14 protein-coding genes are annotated in these 15,692 nt (G+C 70.1%); 5 read left to right on the top strand and 9 right to left on the bottom strand.

Translation table 11 applies throughout. From position 1 onward, the window contains the following. The first annotated feature begins 45 nt into the window (after window positions 1-45). The gene (locus D7D94_RS12620; RefSeq protein WP_156242953.1) at window positions 46-2,103 is read left to right on the top strand and encodes an NAD(+) synthase; all 2,058 of its coding nucleotides are present in this window, start codon (window positions 46-48) and stop codon (window positions 2,101-2,103) included. Between the two features lie 17 nt (window positions 2,104-2,120). On the opposite strand, the gene D7D94_RS12615 is transcribed toward D7D94_RS12620, so the two are convergent. Then, window positions 2,121-2,687 carry a hypothetical protein gene (locus tag D7D94_RS12615; RefSeq protein ID WP_156242952.1) on the bottom strand — a complete coding sequence of 189 codons (567 nt, stop codon included), beginning with the start codon at window positions 2,685-2,687 and terminating at the stop codon, window positions 2,121-2,123. Between the two features lie 113 nt (window positions 2,688-2,800). On the opposite strand from D7D94_RS12615, the gene D7D94_RS12610 reads away from it, so the two are divergent. Next, window positions 2,801-4,246: a lipase maturation factor family protein gene (locus tag D7D94_RS12610; RefSeq protein ID WP_156242951.1), complete on the top strand. Its 1,446-nt coding sequence runs from the start codon at window positions 2,801-2,803 to the stop codon at window positions 4,244-4,246. 14 nt (window positions 4,247-4,260) lie between these two features. On the opposite strand, the gene D7D94_RS12605 is transcribed toward D7D94_RS12610, so the two are convergent. Both D7D94_RS12605 and D7D94_RS12600 read right to left on the bottom strand, forming a co-directional pair. Then, window positions 4,261-4,440: a hypothetical protein gene (locus D7D94_RS12605; protein ID WP_156242950.1), complete on the bottom strand. Its 180-nt coding sequence runs from the start codon at window positions 4,438-4,440 to the stop codon at window positions 4,261-4,263. A 151-nt stretch (window positions 4,441-4,591) separates the two neighbouring features. After that, window positions 4,592-7,138 carry an HNH endonuclease signature motif containing protein gene (locus D7D94_RS12600; RefSeq protein ID WP_156242949.1) on the bottom strand — a complete coding sequence of 849 codons (2,547 nt, stop codon included), beginning with the start codon at window positions 7,136-7,138 and terminating at the stop codon, window positions 4,592-4,594. A gap of 263 nt (window positions 7,139-7,401) precedes the next feature. Here D7D94_RS12600 and D7D94_RS12595 point away from each other — a divergent pair, with 263 nt between their 5' ends. The 3 genes from D7D94_RS12595 to D7D94_RS12585 are packed head-to-tail and all read left to right on the top strand — an operon-like array spanning window position 7,402 to window position 9,091. Further along, window positions 7,402-8,349 carry an aldo/keto reductase gene (locus D7D94_RS12595; protein ID WP_156242948.1) on the top strand — a complete coding sequence of 316 codons (948 nt, stop codon included), beginning with the start codon at window positions 7,402-7,404 and terminating at the stop codon, window positions 8,347-8,349. 41 nt (window positions 8,350-8,390) lie between these two features. Beyond that, window positions 8,391-8,696: an ArsR/SmtB family transcription factor gene (locus D7D94_RS12590; protein WP_156242947.1), complete on the top strand. Its 306-nt coding sequence runs from the start codon at window positions 8,391-8,393 to the stop codon at window positions 8,694-8,696. Between the two features lie 8 nt (window positions 8,697-8,704). Next, a complete protein-coding gene (locus D7D94_RS12585; protein WP_156242946.1) occupies window positions 8,705-9,091 on the top strand; it encodes a VOC family protein in 387 nt (128 codons plus the stop codon). Between the two features lie 43 nt (window positions 9,092-9,134). On the opposite strand, the gene D7D94_RS12580 is transcribed toward D7D94_RS12585, so the two are convergent. The 6 genes from D7D94_RS12580 to D7D94_RS12555 form a co-directional block, all read right to left on the bottom strand. Next, a complete protein-coding gene (locus D7D94_RS12580; protein ID WP_156242945.1) occupies window positions 9,135-12,128 on the bottom strand; it encodes an AAA family ATPase in 2,994 nt (997 codons plus the stop codon). Then, window positions 12,125-13,282, bottom strand: a complete 1,158-nt coding sequence (locus D7D94_RS12575; protein ID WP_156242944.1) for an exonuclease SbcCD subunit D — start codon at window positions 13,280-13,282, stop codon at window positions 12,125-12,127. The genes D7D94_RS12580 and D7D94_RS12575 overlap by 4 nt, the downstream gene beginning before the upstream one ends. A 79-nt stretch (window positions 13,283-13,361) precedes the next feature. Further along, window positions 13,362-13,745 carry a PNPOx family protein gene (locus D7D94_RS12570; protein WP_156242943.1) on the bottom strand — a complete coding sequence of 128 codons (384 nt, stop codon included), beginning with the start codon at window positions 13,743-13,745 and terminating at the stop codon, window positions 13,362-13,364. Between the two features lie 181 nt (window positions 13,746-13,926). Further along, a complete protein-coding gene (locus D7D94_RS12565; protein WP_173024332.1) occupies window positions 13,927-14,898 on the bottom strand; it encodes an SDR family oxidoreductase in 972 nt (323 codons plus the stop codon). A 39-nt stretch (window positions 14,899-14,937) separates the two neighbouring features. Further along, complete coding sequence (locus D7D94_RS12560; protein ID WP_156242941.1) at window positions 14,938-15,375, bottom strand: pyrimidine dimer DNA glycosylase/endonuclease V; 438 nt, start codon at window positions 15,373-15,375, stop codon at window positions 14,938-14,940. A gap of 14 nt (window positions 15,376-15,389) precedes the next feature. Then, entirely contained in the window at window positions 15,390-15,680 is a 291-nt protein-coding gene (locus D7D94_RS12555; RefSeq protein ID WP_156242940.1) for a GNAT family N-acetyltransferase, read from the bottom strand. Window positions 15,681-15,692 lie beyond the last annotated feature (12 nt).

Raw genomic sequence — 15,692 nt, 5'->3', positions numbered from 1 at the left:
CAACCCCTGGCATCCGGCCCTCGCCCGGGTGCCAGACTGGTCGACGTGAGCGAGTACGCATTCGAGAGCGCATACGGCCATGGCTACGCCCGCGTGGCGGCGGCGACGATCCCCCTCGCGATCGCGGATCCCGCCGCGAACGCGGCCGCGGTCATCGAGAGCGCGCGCGAGCTGAGCGACGACGCGGTCGCGGTGGTCGTCTACCCCGAACTGTGCCTGTCGGGGTACTCGATCGAGGATCTGGTCCTGCAGGATCCGCTTCTCGACGCGGTGCACGCGGCCATCCAGACGATCGTCGAGGCCTCCGCGGATCTTCTCCCGGTGCTCGTCGTCGGCGCGCCGCTCGCTCACGGCAACCGGCTCTTCAACACGGCCGTCGTGATCCATCGCGGCGAGATCCTCGGCGTCGCGCCGAAGTCGAATCTTCCCACCTACCGGGAGTTCTACGAGCGTCGCTGGTACGCGCCGGGTGACGACCAGCGCGGTACGATCGCGGTCGCCGGTCGCGAGGTGCCGTTCGGCCCCGACCTGCTGTTCGACGCCACGGACATTCCCGGCCTCGTCATCCACGCGGAGATCTGCGAGGACATGTGGGTGCCGGTGCCGCCGTCCTCGCTCGCCGCGCTGGCCGGCGCGAGCGTGCTCCTGAACCTCTCCGGCAGCCCGATCACCATCGCGCGCGCGGACGACCGGCACCTGCTGTGCCAGTCCGCATCGGCGCGCTGCCTGGCGGTGTACGCGTATGCCGCCGCGGGTCTCGGCGAGTCGACGAACGACGTCTCGTGGGATGGCCAGACGATGATCTACGAGGGCGGCACGCTGCTCGCGCAGACCGAGCGCTTCCCGGATGGCCCGCGCTATTCCGTCGCGGACGTCGACCTCGATCGGCTGCGCCAGGACCGCATGCGCGCGGGCACCTTCGACGACAACCGCCGGACGCACGGCGAAAAGCTCGAGTTCCGCACCATCCGCTTCGAGCTCGACCCGCCGCGCGGCGACGTCGGCCTGCGGCGCGTGCTCGACCGCTTCCCCTTCGTTCCGGATGACCCCGCTCGCCTCGCGCAGGACTGCTACGAGGCGTTCAACATCCAGGTCTCCGGCCTCGTGCAGCGCATGCGCGCGATCGGCGACCCGAAGCCCGTCATCGGCGTCAGCGGCGGCCTCGACTCCACGCACGCGCTCCTCGTCATCGCCCGCGCCATGGACCGGATGGGGCGGCCGCGCAGCGACATCCTCGCCTACACGATGCCCGGCTTCGCGACGAGCGAGCACACGAAGTCGAACGCGATCGCCCTCGCGGAGTCGGTCGGCGCGTCGATCGAGACCATCGACATCCGCCCCGCCGCAACCGAGATGCTCAAGCAGATGGGCCATCCGTTCGGTCGCGGGGAGCCGGTCTACGACGTGACGTTCGAGAACGTGCAGGCGGGTATGCGGACCGACTACCTGTTCCGGCTCGCGAACCACCACGGCGGCATCGTCGTCGGCACGGGCGACCTGTCGGAGATCGCACTCGGGTGGGCGACGTACGGGGTGGGCGACCAGATGAGCCACTACTCGGTGAACCCCGGGGTGCCGAAGACGCTCATGCAGCACCTCATCCGCTGGGTGATCGCGCACGGCGAGGGCGTCTCCGAGGCCGAGCGCACCGTGCTGCAGTCGGTGCTCGACACCGAGATCAGCCCCGAGCTCGTGCCGGCCGGTCAAGACGGCAAGACCCAGTCCACCGAGAGCACGATCGGCCCGTACGCACTGCACGACTTCACGCTCTTCCACATCCTGCGCTACGGCCTGCGCCCGTCGAAGATCGCGTTCCTCGCACAGCACGCGTGGGCGGATGCGGAGTCCGGCGCCTGGCCTCCGGGATTCCCCGAGGACGAGCACTACGCCTACGACCTCGCGACGATCGTGAAGTGGGAGCAGGTGTTCCTCAAGCGCTTCTTCGGCTTCGCGCAGTTCAAGCGCTCCGCCATCCCGAACGGGCCGAAGGTCTCGCCCGCGGGCTCGCTGTCGCCTCGCGGCGACTGGCGGGCTCCCTCGGACGGCAACGCGCGCGCGTGGCTCGCCGAGCTGAAGGCGGCGCTTCCCGACCTCGTCGACTGACGCCCAGCCATCCGACGTCAGGAAGCGGTGGAGTCGGGCGGCGCGACGCGGTCGCGCAGGCCCACCCGGTCCGGGATCTGCATGGCGAGGCCGGGCAGCCAGTTCGCCGGGTCGGGCCAGGGGCGCGAGGTCGGCAGGCTGCGGAGCATGCGGCGGAGCGCATCGGCCCCGGACGACGCGTGGATGGGGAGCACGCGACGTGGAGCGCGGTAGCCGAGCGCCCCGCACCACCAGTGCCGCCAGATCTCGGGAGCGTCGTCGGGCTCGAGCACGAGGTAGTAATCCGGCATGAGCGCGTGGCCCCGCTCGAATTGCCCGAGCGCGTCGTCGATCTCGGCTTCGAGGGCGCCGAGCGTCGCGCGCTCCTGGAAGAACTCGATCCAGGCAGAGGCGACGTGCTCGAGCGGATCCGCGTCATGGACGACCCAGGGCGTGCCCGAGGCCGAGATCCGGTGCGACGCGATCGCGGGCTCGGAGCCGCGGAGCGAGAGCGCTGAGACACCGCCGAGCACGTCGGCGGAGGCGAGCACGTCGTCGGCACCGGGGCCGACGACGGCGACGATGGTTCCGGTGGTGCTGTCCATGCCTCAATATATGCGTAGCTGGTTTCGCGCGACCAGCCCCCTTGACCGCGGCCTCGCGGTGCGCTTCTCGTCAAGCCCCTGACGCCGTCGACGCGCCGTCGTAGCGTGACGGCATGGACGGCTTCGCTGCGGTCGATTTCACCTTCGCGCGCGAGGTGCTCCAGCGCGGCATCGCGGCGCTGTACCTCGTCGCCTTCCTGTCGAGCCTGAACCAGTTCCGAGCGCTGCTCGGCGAGCACGGTCTGCTCCCGGCTCCTGAGCTTCTGGAGTGGGCGCGCTCCTCCGACCGCGCGAAGAAGGCCGTGCGTCCGACGCTCTTCCGGTGGGTGCGGTACTCCGACCGGCGGCTCGCGGCGCTCTGCATCGTCGGAATCCTCGTGAGCGCACTCCTCATCGCCGGCGTCCCCCAGCTCGGGCCGCCCTGGGTGCCGATGCTGTGCTTCCTGGCGATCTGGTTCGGCTACATGTCGATCGTCTCGATCGGCCAGACGTTCTACGGGTTCGGATGGGAGATGCTGCTCCTCGAGGCCGGCTTCCTCGCCGCGTTCCTCGGGTCGAGCGATCAGCCACCTGCGACTGCCGTCATCGTGCTCTTCTGGTGGCTCGTGTTCCGCCTCGAGTTCGGGGCAGGGATGATCAAGATCCGCGGCGGACGGGAATGGCGCGACCTCACCGCCCTCACCTTCCACCATGAGACGCAGCCGATGCCCGGTCCGCTGAGCCGTCATGCGCACCTCCTGCCGCGGTGGTTCCACAAGCTCGAGGTGGTGGGCAATCACTTCGCGCAGCTGGTCGTGCCGTGGCTGCTGTTCGTGCCGATCCTGGGCCTCTGGTTGCCCGACGACATCCCGCTGCTCGTCGGCGCGCTCGCCGCCGCCATCGTCGTCGCGACGCAGCTCTGGCTCGTGCTCACCGGCAACTTCGCGTGGCTGAACTGGGCGACCATCGTGCTCGGCTTCTCGGCGATCGGCATCCCCGGTGACGCGAGCGGGACCATCCCGCTGTACTGGATCGTCGTCACGTCCGCCGTCGCGCTGCTCTACATCGTGCTGAGCTGGGCGCCGCTGAAGAACCTCTTCGCCCACCGCCAGCTGATGAACGCGAGCTTCAACCGCTGGAACCTCGCCAATGCGTACGGCGCGTTCGGCACCGTGACGAAGGAGCGCATCGAGTACGTGGCGGAGGGCACGCTCGATGCGAACCCCGAGCTCGCCGAATGGAGCGAGTACGGATTCCGCGGCAAGCCCGGCGACGTGCGACGGACCCCGCCGCAGTGGGCGCCGTACCACCTGCGCCTCGACTGGCTGATGTGGTTTCTGCCGCTCGGGTACCGTCTCGAGGACTGGTTCCTCGTCTTCCTGGTGCGGCTGCTGCAGGCGGATGGTCCCACGCTGCGGCTCCTGAAGAACGACCCGTTCGACGGCCATCGGCCGCGGTTCGTCCGCGTCGTCTCGTACCGTTACCGCTTCGCCACGCGCGCCGAGCGGAAGGAGACCGGTGCGGTGTGGGTGCGCGATCGCCGGCGCGTTCTCGTGCAGCCGCTCTCGCTCGAGGGCTGACGGCCCCCGTCGGGTCAGCCGCGGCGCGAGCTGAAGAGCGAGCGGATGACGAAGAACACGATCACCGCGACGACGGCGACGACCAGCAGCTTGAAGACGAACGCGAGCACCGAGAACAGCACGTTCACCAGCCACCAGGCGATGATGACGGCGAGGATGCCGCCGAGGACGCTCCAGATGGTGCTCTTATTCATGTCCTCCACAGTAGCGGGCGACGCCATCGTCTACACACGGCAGGAGCGGCGTAGTCCCTGGCCGGGCGGCGCGAGCACCCGCGCAGAAAGGTGCGGGCGGGTGTCGGTGCGGACGCGCCGCTCAGGGGTGCCGTCATCGGTTCATCGCCGCTCACGGCCTGTCCCCGGCGTCGTCGCCCTCGGCGGAGTCAGCGGGTCTCGATCCCGTACTTCCCTTGCCGTCGCTCTTCTCGTCGTCGCGCTTCTTCTTGTCGTCGCCCTTGGTCTCGCGCGCGGCCTTCGCCTTCTCGCAGGCGGCCTTCGCGGCTTCGGTGGCGCGTGTTGCGGCGTTGGTGACGACGTGGAAGCGGACCTGTGGGAGGGGGTGGTCGACGTAGCGGCGGCCGGCGGGGCTTGTCCATTCGAGGACGCCGGGACGGATCTGCCGCACCGTCCACGGGGTGTGGTGCTTGTCCTTGTGACACCCCGGACACAGCGCCTCGAGGTTGGAGACGTGGGTGCTCCCGCCCTGCGAGTACGGGATCGTGTGGTCCAGGTCGGCGTGGATGGCGAGGTTCTCACATCCCGGGGTGCGGCACACCTCGTCCCTCGCCCTGAGGAACCGCTTCTGCGCCGGTGTGGGCGTGTACCGGTCGACGGTCTCCAGCGCTCCGGTGTCGGGGTGGAAGAACAGCCGGTCCCACCCGGGTTCGTCGCTGGCGAGGTGTCTGGCTGTGGCGGGGTCGACGGGCCCGTTGCCGGTGAGGAATCCGGTGTCCTCGCAGGTTCCGGCGAGGGTGGTGGCGGGGACGGTGACCTGGATATTCGCCCGAATGGCACCGAGGGCGAGGTCTTCGCCGTTCATCCGGGAATGCGCATCGACGGTCCCGGTGAGGAGCATCTCCAACGCCATGTCGGAGGCGACCTGGGTCCGGGTGCGCTCGTCCGCCCACGCCTCGGCCCGCTGCCGGTACTCGGCGACTCTCTCGAGGTCGGCGGGCTCGGACACCGCCTTCGCGAGAGAGCCGGGAGCGAACTCCGCTCCCTCGTCGGGGTCGGGAAGCCCGACATTCGCGCACCATGACGCGTACAGGGCGTCCAACTCCTCGATGCTGAGATCGACCTCGACCGTGTCACCATCGTCCGGACCGATGTCGTTCGGGTCGATGTCGTCGGGACCGATGTCGACGGGATCGGTATCGGGAGAATCGGGCGGCCACCAGGGGTCCCCGGGTTCGGCGTGGAGGATCCGGTCCTCGATGGACCGCAGCCAGTCCTCCACCTCCTCCGCACTCGCGACCGCCACGAAATCGGCATCCCCTGCTTCGTCGTCCGGCCACGCATCCGGCGATAATCCGTCGGGAAGTTCGTCGAAGCGCCCGTCGATGATGGGGCCGGGAGGGCGAGCGCCGTTCATGCTTCCCGAGGCATTGAGGTCGTCACCGCGGCCGATGCCCATGCCGTAACGGGTATCGGGTTGGTTGGCCGTTCCGCGGAGTCTTCCGCCGTTGCCCGTGCACGAGGCTTCGAGGAGCTCGCCGAAGAGCTTCTCGTCCTCCTCGGACACGTTCAACCACCACCGATCCACCCCCTTCCCGCCGTTCGCTGACTGGGAGGGTTCCGGGGTGTCCGAGGAACCCGAGGAATCCGCCGAATCGGACGAGGTCGCGTCGTCCTCCGTCTCCGGGGAGGAGGCTTCGGCCCGCGACGCACCGGAGCGCGCCTGCTCAGACGGCTTCCGCTCCTCACGTTCCCGTTCCGACTGCTCGGCCTCCGTGCGTCCAGCGGGCTCGTGCGCTGCTGCCGACTCGCCTTCCGACCGCTCAGGTTCAGCCCGCCCGTCCTCCGCTCGCTTCGGGTCGGTCTTCTCGCCCTGACCCTGCTCGGCGTGCTCGCCCTGACCCCGCTCACGCTCCGCCTGCTCGCGCTCGGCTTCCGCGCGCTCGGCCCGCTCGCGTTGGGTCTGCTCCCATTCGCGCTGCTCCCGGTCGGCGCGCTCTTGCTCGGCGGCCTGTTCGCGCTCTCGTTGGCGTTCCTGCGCGCGGACGTACCGGGTGTACGCGCGCGCCATCCGCTGCAACCGGTCGCGGACGGCGTGGATCTTCACCGCATCCCCGACCACGTGCAGCTCCGCGAGCCCGTCGGGGAGGTCCTCGGACCACACCGTCCGCCGCTTCAACGCGTCCTGCTGCCGCTCCCGGAACGACCGCGGATTCAACTCCTCCGCCACCCGCACCGCGAAACCCCGCAACACCCCCGGCGACACCTCCTCCGCCACCGGAAGAAGAGCCTCCTCGAACACCCCCAGCACCTCCTCGGGCAGGTTCCCCGACTCCCGCCGGATCACATCCGCATGCCGCAGCGTGATCCGCCCCTCCCGCAACGCTTCCACCGTGGTGGGGAACCGCTTCAACAGCTCATCCGCGTCCGCCATCCGCGTCTGGGTGCGGCCCTTCGACTCATGCACCGCCGCGGCGATCTCCCCCGCCATCGACCGCATCGGGAACACGTACCGCGAATCCGACTCCGCCCGCCCCATCTGCCCCCACGCGATCGAAGACGCCTCCGCGAGAGCATCGATCTCCATCGCATCCGCCACCGCCCGCAACCGACGCGCCTCCACCAGCTTGTCGAGGAGGTGCAGGGTCGCGGAGACCTCGGCGTCCGTGGGCTCCCACGGAACCCCCGACACCTCACCCGGCTCAGTCCCCTTCGACATACCCCCACGCTATGAGCGACCACCGACATTGCCACCCGTTATCCACAGGGCGACACGGGGTTCTCGAGAACGTCTTCCGGCGTCTCGTCTCGCTCCGCTCGCTCGACGAACGAGGGCGGGCGAGCTCGACGAACGAGGCGGGCGAGCTCCACAAACGAGGTGGGGCGCCCTCTACGAGCCGACACTCTCCCCACGAACCGAGCCCAGGCCATCCGATCGCTCATAGCCTGGAGATTCCGGTTTCCTCGCGAAAGGACTGCACTATGGCACGCATCGGCACCAGTGACCTCGACGTCTTCCCCCTCAACCTCGGCGGCAACGTCTTCGGATGGACTGCGGACCGCGATGAGTCGTTCCGAATCCTCGACGCGTTCGTCGAAGGCGGCGGAAACTTCATCGACACCGCCGATTCGTACAGCGCGTGGGTGGAGGGCAACACCGGCGGCGACAGCGAGCGCATCATCGGCGCCTGGCTGGCCGACCGGAAGCCCGCGAACGTCACCGTCGCGACCAAGGTGAGCCAGCACCCCGACTTCACGGGACTGTCCGCGTCCAACGTCCGCGCCGCTGCGGAGGCCTCGCTCGAGCGCCTCGGCGTCGAGCAGATCGACCTCTACTACGCGCACTTCGACGATGAGTCGGTGCCGCTCGAGGAGACGGTGGCTGCGTTCGGCAACCTCGTCGCCGACGGCCTCGTGCGGTACACGGCGGTGTCCAACTACTCGGCAGATCGAATCCGCGAGTGGATCCGCATCGCTCGCGACCTCGGCGTCGCGGAGCCCGTGGCCGTGCAGCCGCACTACAACCTCGTGGAGCGCGGCATCGAGGAGACGGTGCTGCCCGTGGCCGAGGAGTTCGGGCTGAGCGTCTTCCCGTACTTCTCGCTCGCGAAGGGCTTCCTCGCGGGGAAGTACCGTTCGGCCGACGACGCCGGTTCGCCCCGCGCCGGCGCCGCGAAGGAGTACATCAACGAGGAGAACCTCGCGCTCCTCGACGCCGTCGAGCGCATCGGACAGGCGCACGACGCCTCGATCGCCACGACGTCGCTGGCGTGGCTCCGCTCGCGTCCGGCTGTTCTCGCGCCGATCGCGTCGGCGTCCCGCGTCGACCAGGTCGCGGACCTGCTCGCGGCGGGCCGCCTCGAGCTCACGGAGGACGAGCTCGCCGAGCTCGACCGTCTCTCCAGCCCGACGGTCTCGCAGAGCGCCTGACCCCGTTGACCGGCAAGTATGAGCTTGCCTAACGTGAGCGCATGGCCGATGTCTTCAAGGCCCTCGCGGACGGGACGCGCCGCGCCATCCTCGATGAGCTGACCGAGCGCGACGGGCAGACGCTCTTCGAGCTGTGCGGTCGGCTCGCGATGCGGCACGGCATCGCGTCCTCGCGCCAGGCGGTCTCTCAGCACCTCGACGTGCTGGAGACCGCCGGGCTCGTTCGGACGCGTCGCGAGGGGCGCTACAAGTTCCATGATCTCGACACGGGTCCGCTCGCGAGCATCGTGGAGCGCTGGCTGACGCCATCGGACAGCGGCGGCCGCTCCGCCCGGGAACGCGAATGAGGATCGACATGAGAATCAACCTGACGAGCGTGTTCGTCGACGATCAGGAGAAGGCGCTCCGCTTCTACACGGATGTGCTGGGCTTCGTGAAGAAGGACGACGTGCCGGTCGGCGAGGACCGCTGGCTGACGGTGGCGTCGCCGGACGACCCGGATGGCGTCCGCCTGCTTCTCGAGCCGAGCGGACATCCCGCGGTGGGACCGTACCGCGATGCACTCGTCGCCGACGGGATCCCGCTGGCGCAGTTCGACGTCGAGGATGTGGTCGCGGAGCACGCGCGCCTGACCGCGCTCGGCGTGCGATTCACGCAGGACCCGATGGAGATGGGCCCCGTGACCACGGCCGTCTTCGACGACACCGTCGGCAACCTCATCCAGATCGCCCACATGCGCTGAGCCTCGGGTGGGGGTCACTCCCCGCCCGAACGCGCACCGCGCGCTACTGCGAGACGGTGCTCCAGCCCTGCGGCGTGCGGTCCACCCGCAGCTGAGCCGGGATCTGCTCCTTCATCGCCTCGACGTGGCTGATGACGCCGACCGTGCGCCCGCCCTCACGCAGGCCGTCGAGGGTGCGCATGGCGGTCTCGAGGGTCTCGCTGTCGAGAGACCCGAAGCCCTCGTCGATGAAGAGCGTGTCGAGGGTGATGCCGCCGGCGCGGTTCGTGACGACCTCCGCGAGGCCGAGCGCGAGCGCGAGGGACGCGAGGAAGGTCTCGCCGCCGGACAGCGACCGCGGCGAGCGCGGCTGCCCCGTGAATCTGTCGAGCACCTCGAGACCGAGGCCGCTCGCCGCATTGCGATACGCCAGCGCGTCGGTGTGCTGCAGCGCGTACCGGCCGTCCGACATCTCGTCCAGGCGTCGGTTCGCCGCCTCCACGATTCCCTCGAGCTCGGCGGCGAGCACGAAGGTCTCGAGGTCCATCTTCTTCATGTTCCGGCCGGCAACCGCATCGGCGAGGTCGCGGATCACCGCGGCTTCCCGCGCGGCATCGGCGATCTGCCCATGCGCGTCCTCCGCCCGACGGAGGGCATCGGCGAGCGACGCCGCGAGCTGCCGCATGGACGACAGGTGCGCGACGGCGGCATCGCGCTCGTCCTCCGCCTGCGTCAGCGCCGCGCGCGCTCCGTCGACGTCGATCTCCTCGTCGGGAAGCACGAGCAGTTCGAGTTCGACGAGCGCCGCCTTCGTGCTCTGGAGGTCGGCGTCATATGTGCTGATCGCGCGTTCCAGACGCTCTTGGGTTGCGGCATCCCGGATGGCCGCGCGCGCGTTCTCGACATCGACGAACCCGGCCTCGGCGACGGCCTCGGCCAGCGCTTCCGCCGCAGCTGCGGCTGCGCGCTCCGCGCGGGAGGCCTCGCGCTGCGCTTCGGCGTAACCCGAGGCCGCCGCGGCTCGGCGGCGCTCGACGTCCAGACGGGCGGCGACGGAGTCGGCATCCCCGCGCGCCTCTGCGACGGAGGCGCGGCTCTTCTGCAGCTCGTTCTCCGCCGAGCGGATGGCCGCGAGAAGCTCCGAACTCTCCTCCTCGGCCGCTGTCCGCTCGTTGCCGAGTCGCTGCTCCGCCGCGGCGAGCGCGCGCTGGGAGGCTTCGAGATCTGACAGCTCGGCTGCCGCGGATTCCGCGTCCTTCTGCTGCGCAAGCGCCGTGTCGCGGTCAGCCTCGAGATCGGCGAGGGCACGACCGCCTGCTTTCGCCTCCGCCTCGGCGAGGGCCCGCTGCGCGTCACGTCGCTCGTCAGAGACCTTGAACTCCGCGCGCGCAGCGGCGGTCTTCCGCTCGTCCGCGGCATCGATCTCGTCCGCCGTGACGTGCTCGTCGCCGCGCTCGGCCGGAGCGGGGTGCGCGGTCGACCCGCACACTGCGCAGGGGCTGCCCGCGACGAGCTCGGACGCGAGTTCCGCCGCATACCCGTCGAGACGACGACGATGCAGCTCGCCGAGCTCGCGATCGGCCCGGTCGCGCGCCTGCAGCGCCTCCTCGGCGCGACGAGCCACCCGCTCGTACTCCTCCACGAGCCGGGAGACCTCGCGCGCAGCCTCGAGCTGGGCGGTCAGCGCCGTCACGCGCTCCTCGGCATGCGGCCGTCCCGCCGCGCGCTCAGCCGCCGACCGCGCGTCCGACTCCAGGCGCTTCCGCTGCTCGGGGATCCCCGCGAGCTCCGCCTCGAGTTCTCGCCGGCGAGCGGCGACCTGCTCGGCTTCCGAACGAAGGTGCTCGAGCCTCGTCTCGGATTCTGGAAGCCGCTGCTCGACCTCGAGCATCGGCTGCCACGCGCCGATGCGCTGCTGCGCCTGCTCGACCAGTGCGTCGAGCTCCCCGGGCGTGCTCGCACCGGAGGCGTCGATCTCCTCCCACGCCGCCCGAGCGCCCTCGAGCGTCGCAACGGCGGAGGTCACCGATGCGAGCGCCCGCGTCGCGGCGTCAAGAGCGCCGCGCACACTCTCTGCGCGCCGAGCCGCCTTGAGCTCGCCACGGTCGACCGCGACAGACGCGGCACGGGCGTCGAGCTCCTCGAGCTTCTGCCGCAGCTCGTCGCGCTGACGCTGCTTCTCCCGCTCGCCGCGCAGCCGCTCGTACTCGGCAGCTGCGGACTCCCGGATGCGCCGAGCCGCCACCTCGGCGGCTTCCGCGACCTCCACCTCATGCCGGGAGCGGTGCTCGGCTCGCGAGAGCCCCGTGAGGCGAGCTTCCTCGGAAGCCGCCCCCGGGCCATCCGTCGACCCCATCTCGCTGCCGTCGGTCTCTTCGCGCGGCGGCAGGCCGGTGGCGATGGCATCGGCCTGATCGAGCACGACGGAGAGGAGCTGCCGCCCTTCCGACACCGACGCCTCGGCAGCGCGGCGGCGCTGGTCGAGCTCGTTCTCGTAGTCCTCGAAGCGGCGGGAGCCGAAGAGCGTGCGCAGCAGCTTCTGCCGGTCGTTGTTGTCGGCGAGCAGGAAACGGGCGAAGCGCCCCTGCGCGAGCAGGATGACCTGCAGGAACTGCTGCTGGTTGAGCCCGACCACCTCGGCGACGAGGTTGGCCACGTCGCGGTCCTTCGCGGCCTTCCACTCGACCGCGCCGCTGGTGACCTCGCCCATCTGCGCGCGTGCGGCGGCGATCGTCATGCCGTCGCCCCGCTTCTTCGGGCGCTCGTACTCGGGCGAGCGCTCGATCCGCCAGCGGGTGCCGCCCGTGGTGAACTCCACCGCGACGCTGGTCGGGTCGTCCGGCTCGCAGTGGTCGCTGCGCAGGCGCTTCTCGCCGCCCTCGTAGCGCGGGACGGATCCGAAGATCGCGAAGGTGATGGCGTCGAGGATGCTCGACTTGCCAGCGCCGGTGCGCCCGCCGATGAGGAAAAGCCCGTCCACGGCGTATGCGTCGAGATCGATGACCTGTCGTTCTCGGAACGGCCCGAAGCCCTCGATCTCGACGCGGTGGATTCTCATGCTCGCGTCTCCGCGGCGGCGTGGATGGAGACGACCTCGCCGATGATCTCGCGCTCGGCATCCGTGGCGCTCTCGCCATTGCGGACGTGCGCGAGGAAGTCCTGCACGAGATCGCCATCCGATCGGGCGTTCTCGACCCGCTCCCGGAACGTGCGGCCATCCGTCTTCACGCCGCCGGCGGGCGCGAGCTGGATGGTCGCGCATCCGTCGAACCGCGCGCGCAACTTGCGCATGGGCTCGAGCGGCGGGTTCACGTCGGTGAGCATCGCGCAGACCCAGGCCTCCTCGTACTCGGCGAAGCGCTCGTCCGTGAGGAGCTCGTCGAGCGTCCCGCGCAGGGTCACGAGGCGACGCGGGATGGGCAGGTCGAGCCACTCGATGCGCTCCACGACCTCGGCGCCGAGGTCGACGATCCACGCGCCGCGCGGCTTGTCGCCCTCGCCGAAGCTGTAGTGCAGCGGCGCCCCGGAGTAGCGGACGTTCTCGGCGAGCCGCGACCGCCCGTGGATGTGCCCGAGCGCGACGTAGTCCGGCCCCTCGAAGTCGACGAGCGGCACGACGTCGAGCGCCCCCTGGCGGATCTCGCGCTCGACGCCCGCCGTCGGCTCGACATCGCCCGCGAAGCAGTGCGACGCGACAATCGAGCGTCCGCCGCGCTCAGCCCGATCCGCGTTCACGAGGCTCATCGCGTGACGGATGGCCTGCTCCTGCGTCCGCAGGTCGACCTCTGGCCATACGGTGCGGACGATCGCCGGCTCCAGGTACGGCAGACCGTAGAAGTGGACGGGGCCGTGCTCGTCTTCGATCGTGATGGGAGCGCCGACCGACCGCGGGTCGGTCACGATGTGCACGCCGGCCACGCCGAGCAGCGGCGCCTGGAAGCCCAGTCGTGCGGCGGAGTCGTGGTTGCCGCTCGTCACGACGATCTGCGCGCCGGCCTCGCGGATGGCCCGGAGCGTGTCCGTCAGGAGCTCGAACGCGGCAGCGGCCGGGGTGCCCGAGTCGAACACGTCCCCGGCGACGACGACCACGTCGACGTTCCGCGCGCGGACCTCGTCGACGAGGGCACCGAAGACGTCGCGCAGCGCATCGAGCGTCGAGAACCCGTGGAAGGTGCGCCCGATGTGCCAGTCCGAGGTGTGGAGGATCCGCATGCTTCCACGGTAAGGAGGGGGTCGGACATTGCCGCGACGGCGCGGCGGGGACGGCGAACGCTTCAGCCTCTCGCTCGCCCTACTCGACCCGCAGCAGCCGAAATTCCCGTCGCCTCAACGCACGCAGCACCCAGGAAGCAGGCGGGCCGAAGGCGCGAAGCCCCGCGCGCACGGCGTACGGCTCGACGGCGACGATCGGGAACCACTCGCCCTGATACAGCACGCGTCCGCCACCGGCAACGATGTTCCGGTACCAGTTCACGTCGGGGCCGTAAGTCAGCTCCGTCACGAACCCTTCCGGCACGCGCGCGAGGATGACCGGCGCCTCGTAGGTGCGACCGGTGCGACGGCCGACGTGCTCGACGAGCGAGAACGGACCCCGACCGCTGTGGGCGGCACGAAGTGTGAGCGGATTCAGGGTGCGATTCAGCACCTTCAAGAACGCGGTCTTAAAGCGACCCATGACGCCTCCTTCCCGGGATCATCTTGCGCCGTTTCGTCTCGCTCCGCTCGCTCAACGTCCGAAGGCGGGTTGCGCCGTTTCGGCTCGCTTCGCTCGCTCAACGTCTGAAGGTGGGCTGTGCCGTTTCGACTCGCTCCGCTCGCTCAACGCCCGAAAGCGCAGCGCCCGGAGGCGGGCCTCCCTACGCCCCGTACTTCTCCACCAGCCGGTCGAACGCAGCATCCAGCTCCTCGTCGACGACCTGACGCGACTCATCCGCCAGATACCACTCGACGATCTCGCGAGCGCCCTCCGAGAAGGGAGTCGTCGCCACCCAACCCGGCACGAGCCGCTTGACGCGCGTGTTGTCGAAGAGCACCGAGTGCGCCTTGTCGCCCACGAGACCGGGGCCCATCGACGGGATCTCGCGCGCGATCGCCTCCGACGTCACGTGCACGATCTCCGGCTCGCGCCCGAGTGCCCGGCCGAGCTGGCGTGCGATCTCGTCCCACGTCAGGCTCTCATCGCTCGTGATGTGCACGGCCTGACCGATCGCGTGCGGGTTGCCGAAGAGCCCCACGAACGCGCGCGCGAAGTCGCGGGAGTGGGTGAGCGTCCACCAGCTCGTGCCATCCCCGTGCACGACGATGGGGCGGCCATCCTTGATGCGCTGCAGCGTGGTCCAGCCGCCCTCGAGCGGGATGAGCGACGACCCGTACGTGTGACTCGGACGCACGATCGTCATCGGAAAGCCCGACTCGCGGTACGCCGCGACGAGCAGGTCCTCGCTGGCGATCTTCTTCCGCGAGTACTCCCAGAACGGGTTCCGCAGCGGCGTCGACTCGACGATCGGCACCTGCGCGACGGGCTTCTGGTACGCCGAGGCGCTGGAGATGTAGATGTACTGCGCGGTGCGTCCGGAGAAGATGCGGATGTCGTCGGTCACCTGCCGCGGCGAGAAGCTGCGGAAGTTCGCCACCACGTCGAACGTCTCATCGCCGACCGCCTGCTCGATCGACGCGGCATCGCCGGCGTCCCCGATCAGCGAGCGGACGCCATCCGGCACCTCGCTCTTGCCGCGATTGAGCACGGCCACGTCGTGACCGCCCTCCACCGCGAGCGCGGTGACGTAGGAGCTGATGTTGCCGGTGCCGCCGATGAGGAGGATGCGCATGCGCGCCACGCTACCGCGGCGAGCGCGCACCGGGACGGGTCAGGGCCGTTCCCAGCTCTCGATCGGCCCCGGGATGATCGTGAAGAGCGGATGGGCCGTGGGGCCCGGCAGCGCGGCATGCGCCGTATGCAGGTCGGGTGCGCGGACGGCGAGCTTCCGTAGCAGGTGCTCCCACTCGTACTCGAGCTGCCCCGACGTCGTGTAGATCGTCGCGAGAGGCTCCGCGGGCGGCGGCTGCACGATTCGCGACGCGTCGAAGTTGTACCCGCGGCGCTCGGCCTCGGCGCGCACCTCAGCGAGGTAGACGCCGATCGCGGCGGTCGGATGGGCGTGCCTGCGGAAGCGGTGCAGCTGCGGGTGCTGCGTGTAGCCGCGGGTCTTCCCCAGCAGCACCGCCTGCGCGAGCAGTCCCTCGCGCCACTCGGCGACGAGACCGGTCCGATCGAGCAGGGAGGGGTGGATGGTCCACAGCCGCATGCGGTCGCCCCGGCTCAGCGGGCGGCGAGCACGGCGGTGCGCTCGGGGTGCGCGGCGAACCAGTCGGCGACGTACCAGCACACCGGCAGCACGCGGCGATCCCCCTGCGCCTCGATCTCGGCGACGGCACGGTCGGTGACGATGGCGGCGTACCCATGGCCGCGGTGCGCGGGGTTCGTGTAGGCGCGCGTCAGGGCGACAGTCTGGCCGTTGTCACGGTAGTCGAGAACGCTCACGAGATCGTCGCCACGCCGCAGCTCGTAGCGGTTCGCCTCGGGCGCGTGAGTGAAGCTGAGCTCGGTCACGATTCGAGACTA

The organism is Microbacterium oryzae (genome assembly GCF_009735645.1).
GTDB classification, from domain to species: domain Bacteria; phylum Actinomycetota; class Actinomycetes; order Actinomycetales; family Microbacteriaceae; genus Microbacterium; species Microbacterium oryzae.
Note: the sequence above shows the minus strand (reverse complement) of the source record. Positions and strands in the feature narration are given on the sequence as shown.

Coding starts and splice junctions, on each gene's coding strand:
- D7D94_RS12615 (WP_156242952.1), bottom strand. CDS start 2,687: ATGGACAGCACCACCGGAACCATCGTCGCCGTCGTCGGCCCCGGTGCC.
- D7D94_RS12610 (WP_156242951.1), top strand. CDS start 2,801: ATGGACGGCTTCGCTGCGGTCGATTTCACCTTCGCGCGCGAGGTGCTC.
- D7D94_RS12605 (WP_156242950.1), bottom strand. CDS start 4,440: ATGAATAAGAGCACCATCTGGAGCGTCCTCGGCGGCATCCTCGCCGTC.
- D7D94_RS12600 (WP_156242949.1), bottom strand. CDS start 7,138: ATGTCGAAGGGGACTGAGCCGGGTGAGGTGTCGGGGGTTCCGTGGGAG.
- D7D94_RS12595 (WP_156242948.1), top strand. CDS start 7,402: ATGGCACGCATCGGCACCAGTGACCTCGACGTCTTCCCCCTCAACCTC.
- D7D94_RS12590 (WP_156242947.1), top strand. CDS start 8,391: ATGGCCGATGTCTTCAAGGCCCTCGCGGACGGGACGCGCCGCGCCATC.
- D7D94_RS12585 (WP_156242946.1), top strand. CDS start 8,705: ATGAGAATCAACCTGACGAGCGTGTTCGTCGACGATCAGGAGAAGGCG.
- D7D94_RS12580 (WP_156242945.1), bottom strand. CDS start 12,128: ATGAGAATCCACCGCGTCGAGATCGAGGGCTTCGGGCCGTTCCGAGAA.
- D7D94_RS12575 (WP_156242944.1), bottom strand. CDS start 13,282: ATGCGGATCCTCCACACCTCGGACTGGCACATCGGGCGCACCTTCCAC.
- D7D94_RS12570 (WP_156242943.1), bottom strand. CDS start 13,745: ATGGGTCGCTTTAAGACCGCGTTCTTGAAGGTGCTGAATCGCACCCTG.
- D7D94_RS12565 (WP_173024332.1), bottom strand. CDS start 14,898: ATGCGCATCCTCCTCATCGGCGGCACCGGCAACATCAGCTCCTACGTC.
- D7D94_RS12560 (WP_156242941.1), bottom strand. CDS start 15,375: ATGCGGCTGTGGACCATCCACCCCTCCCTGCTCGATCGGACCGGTCTC.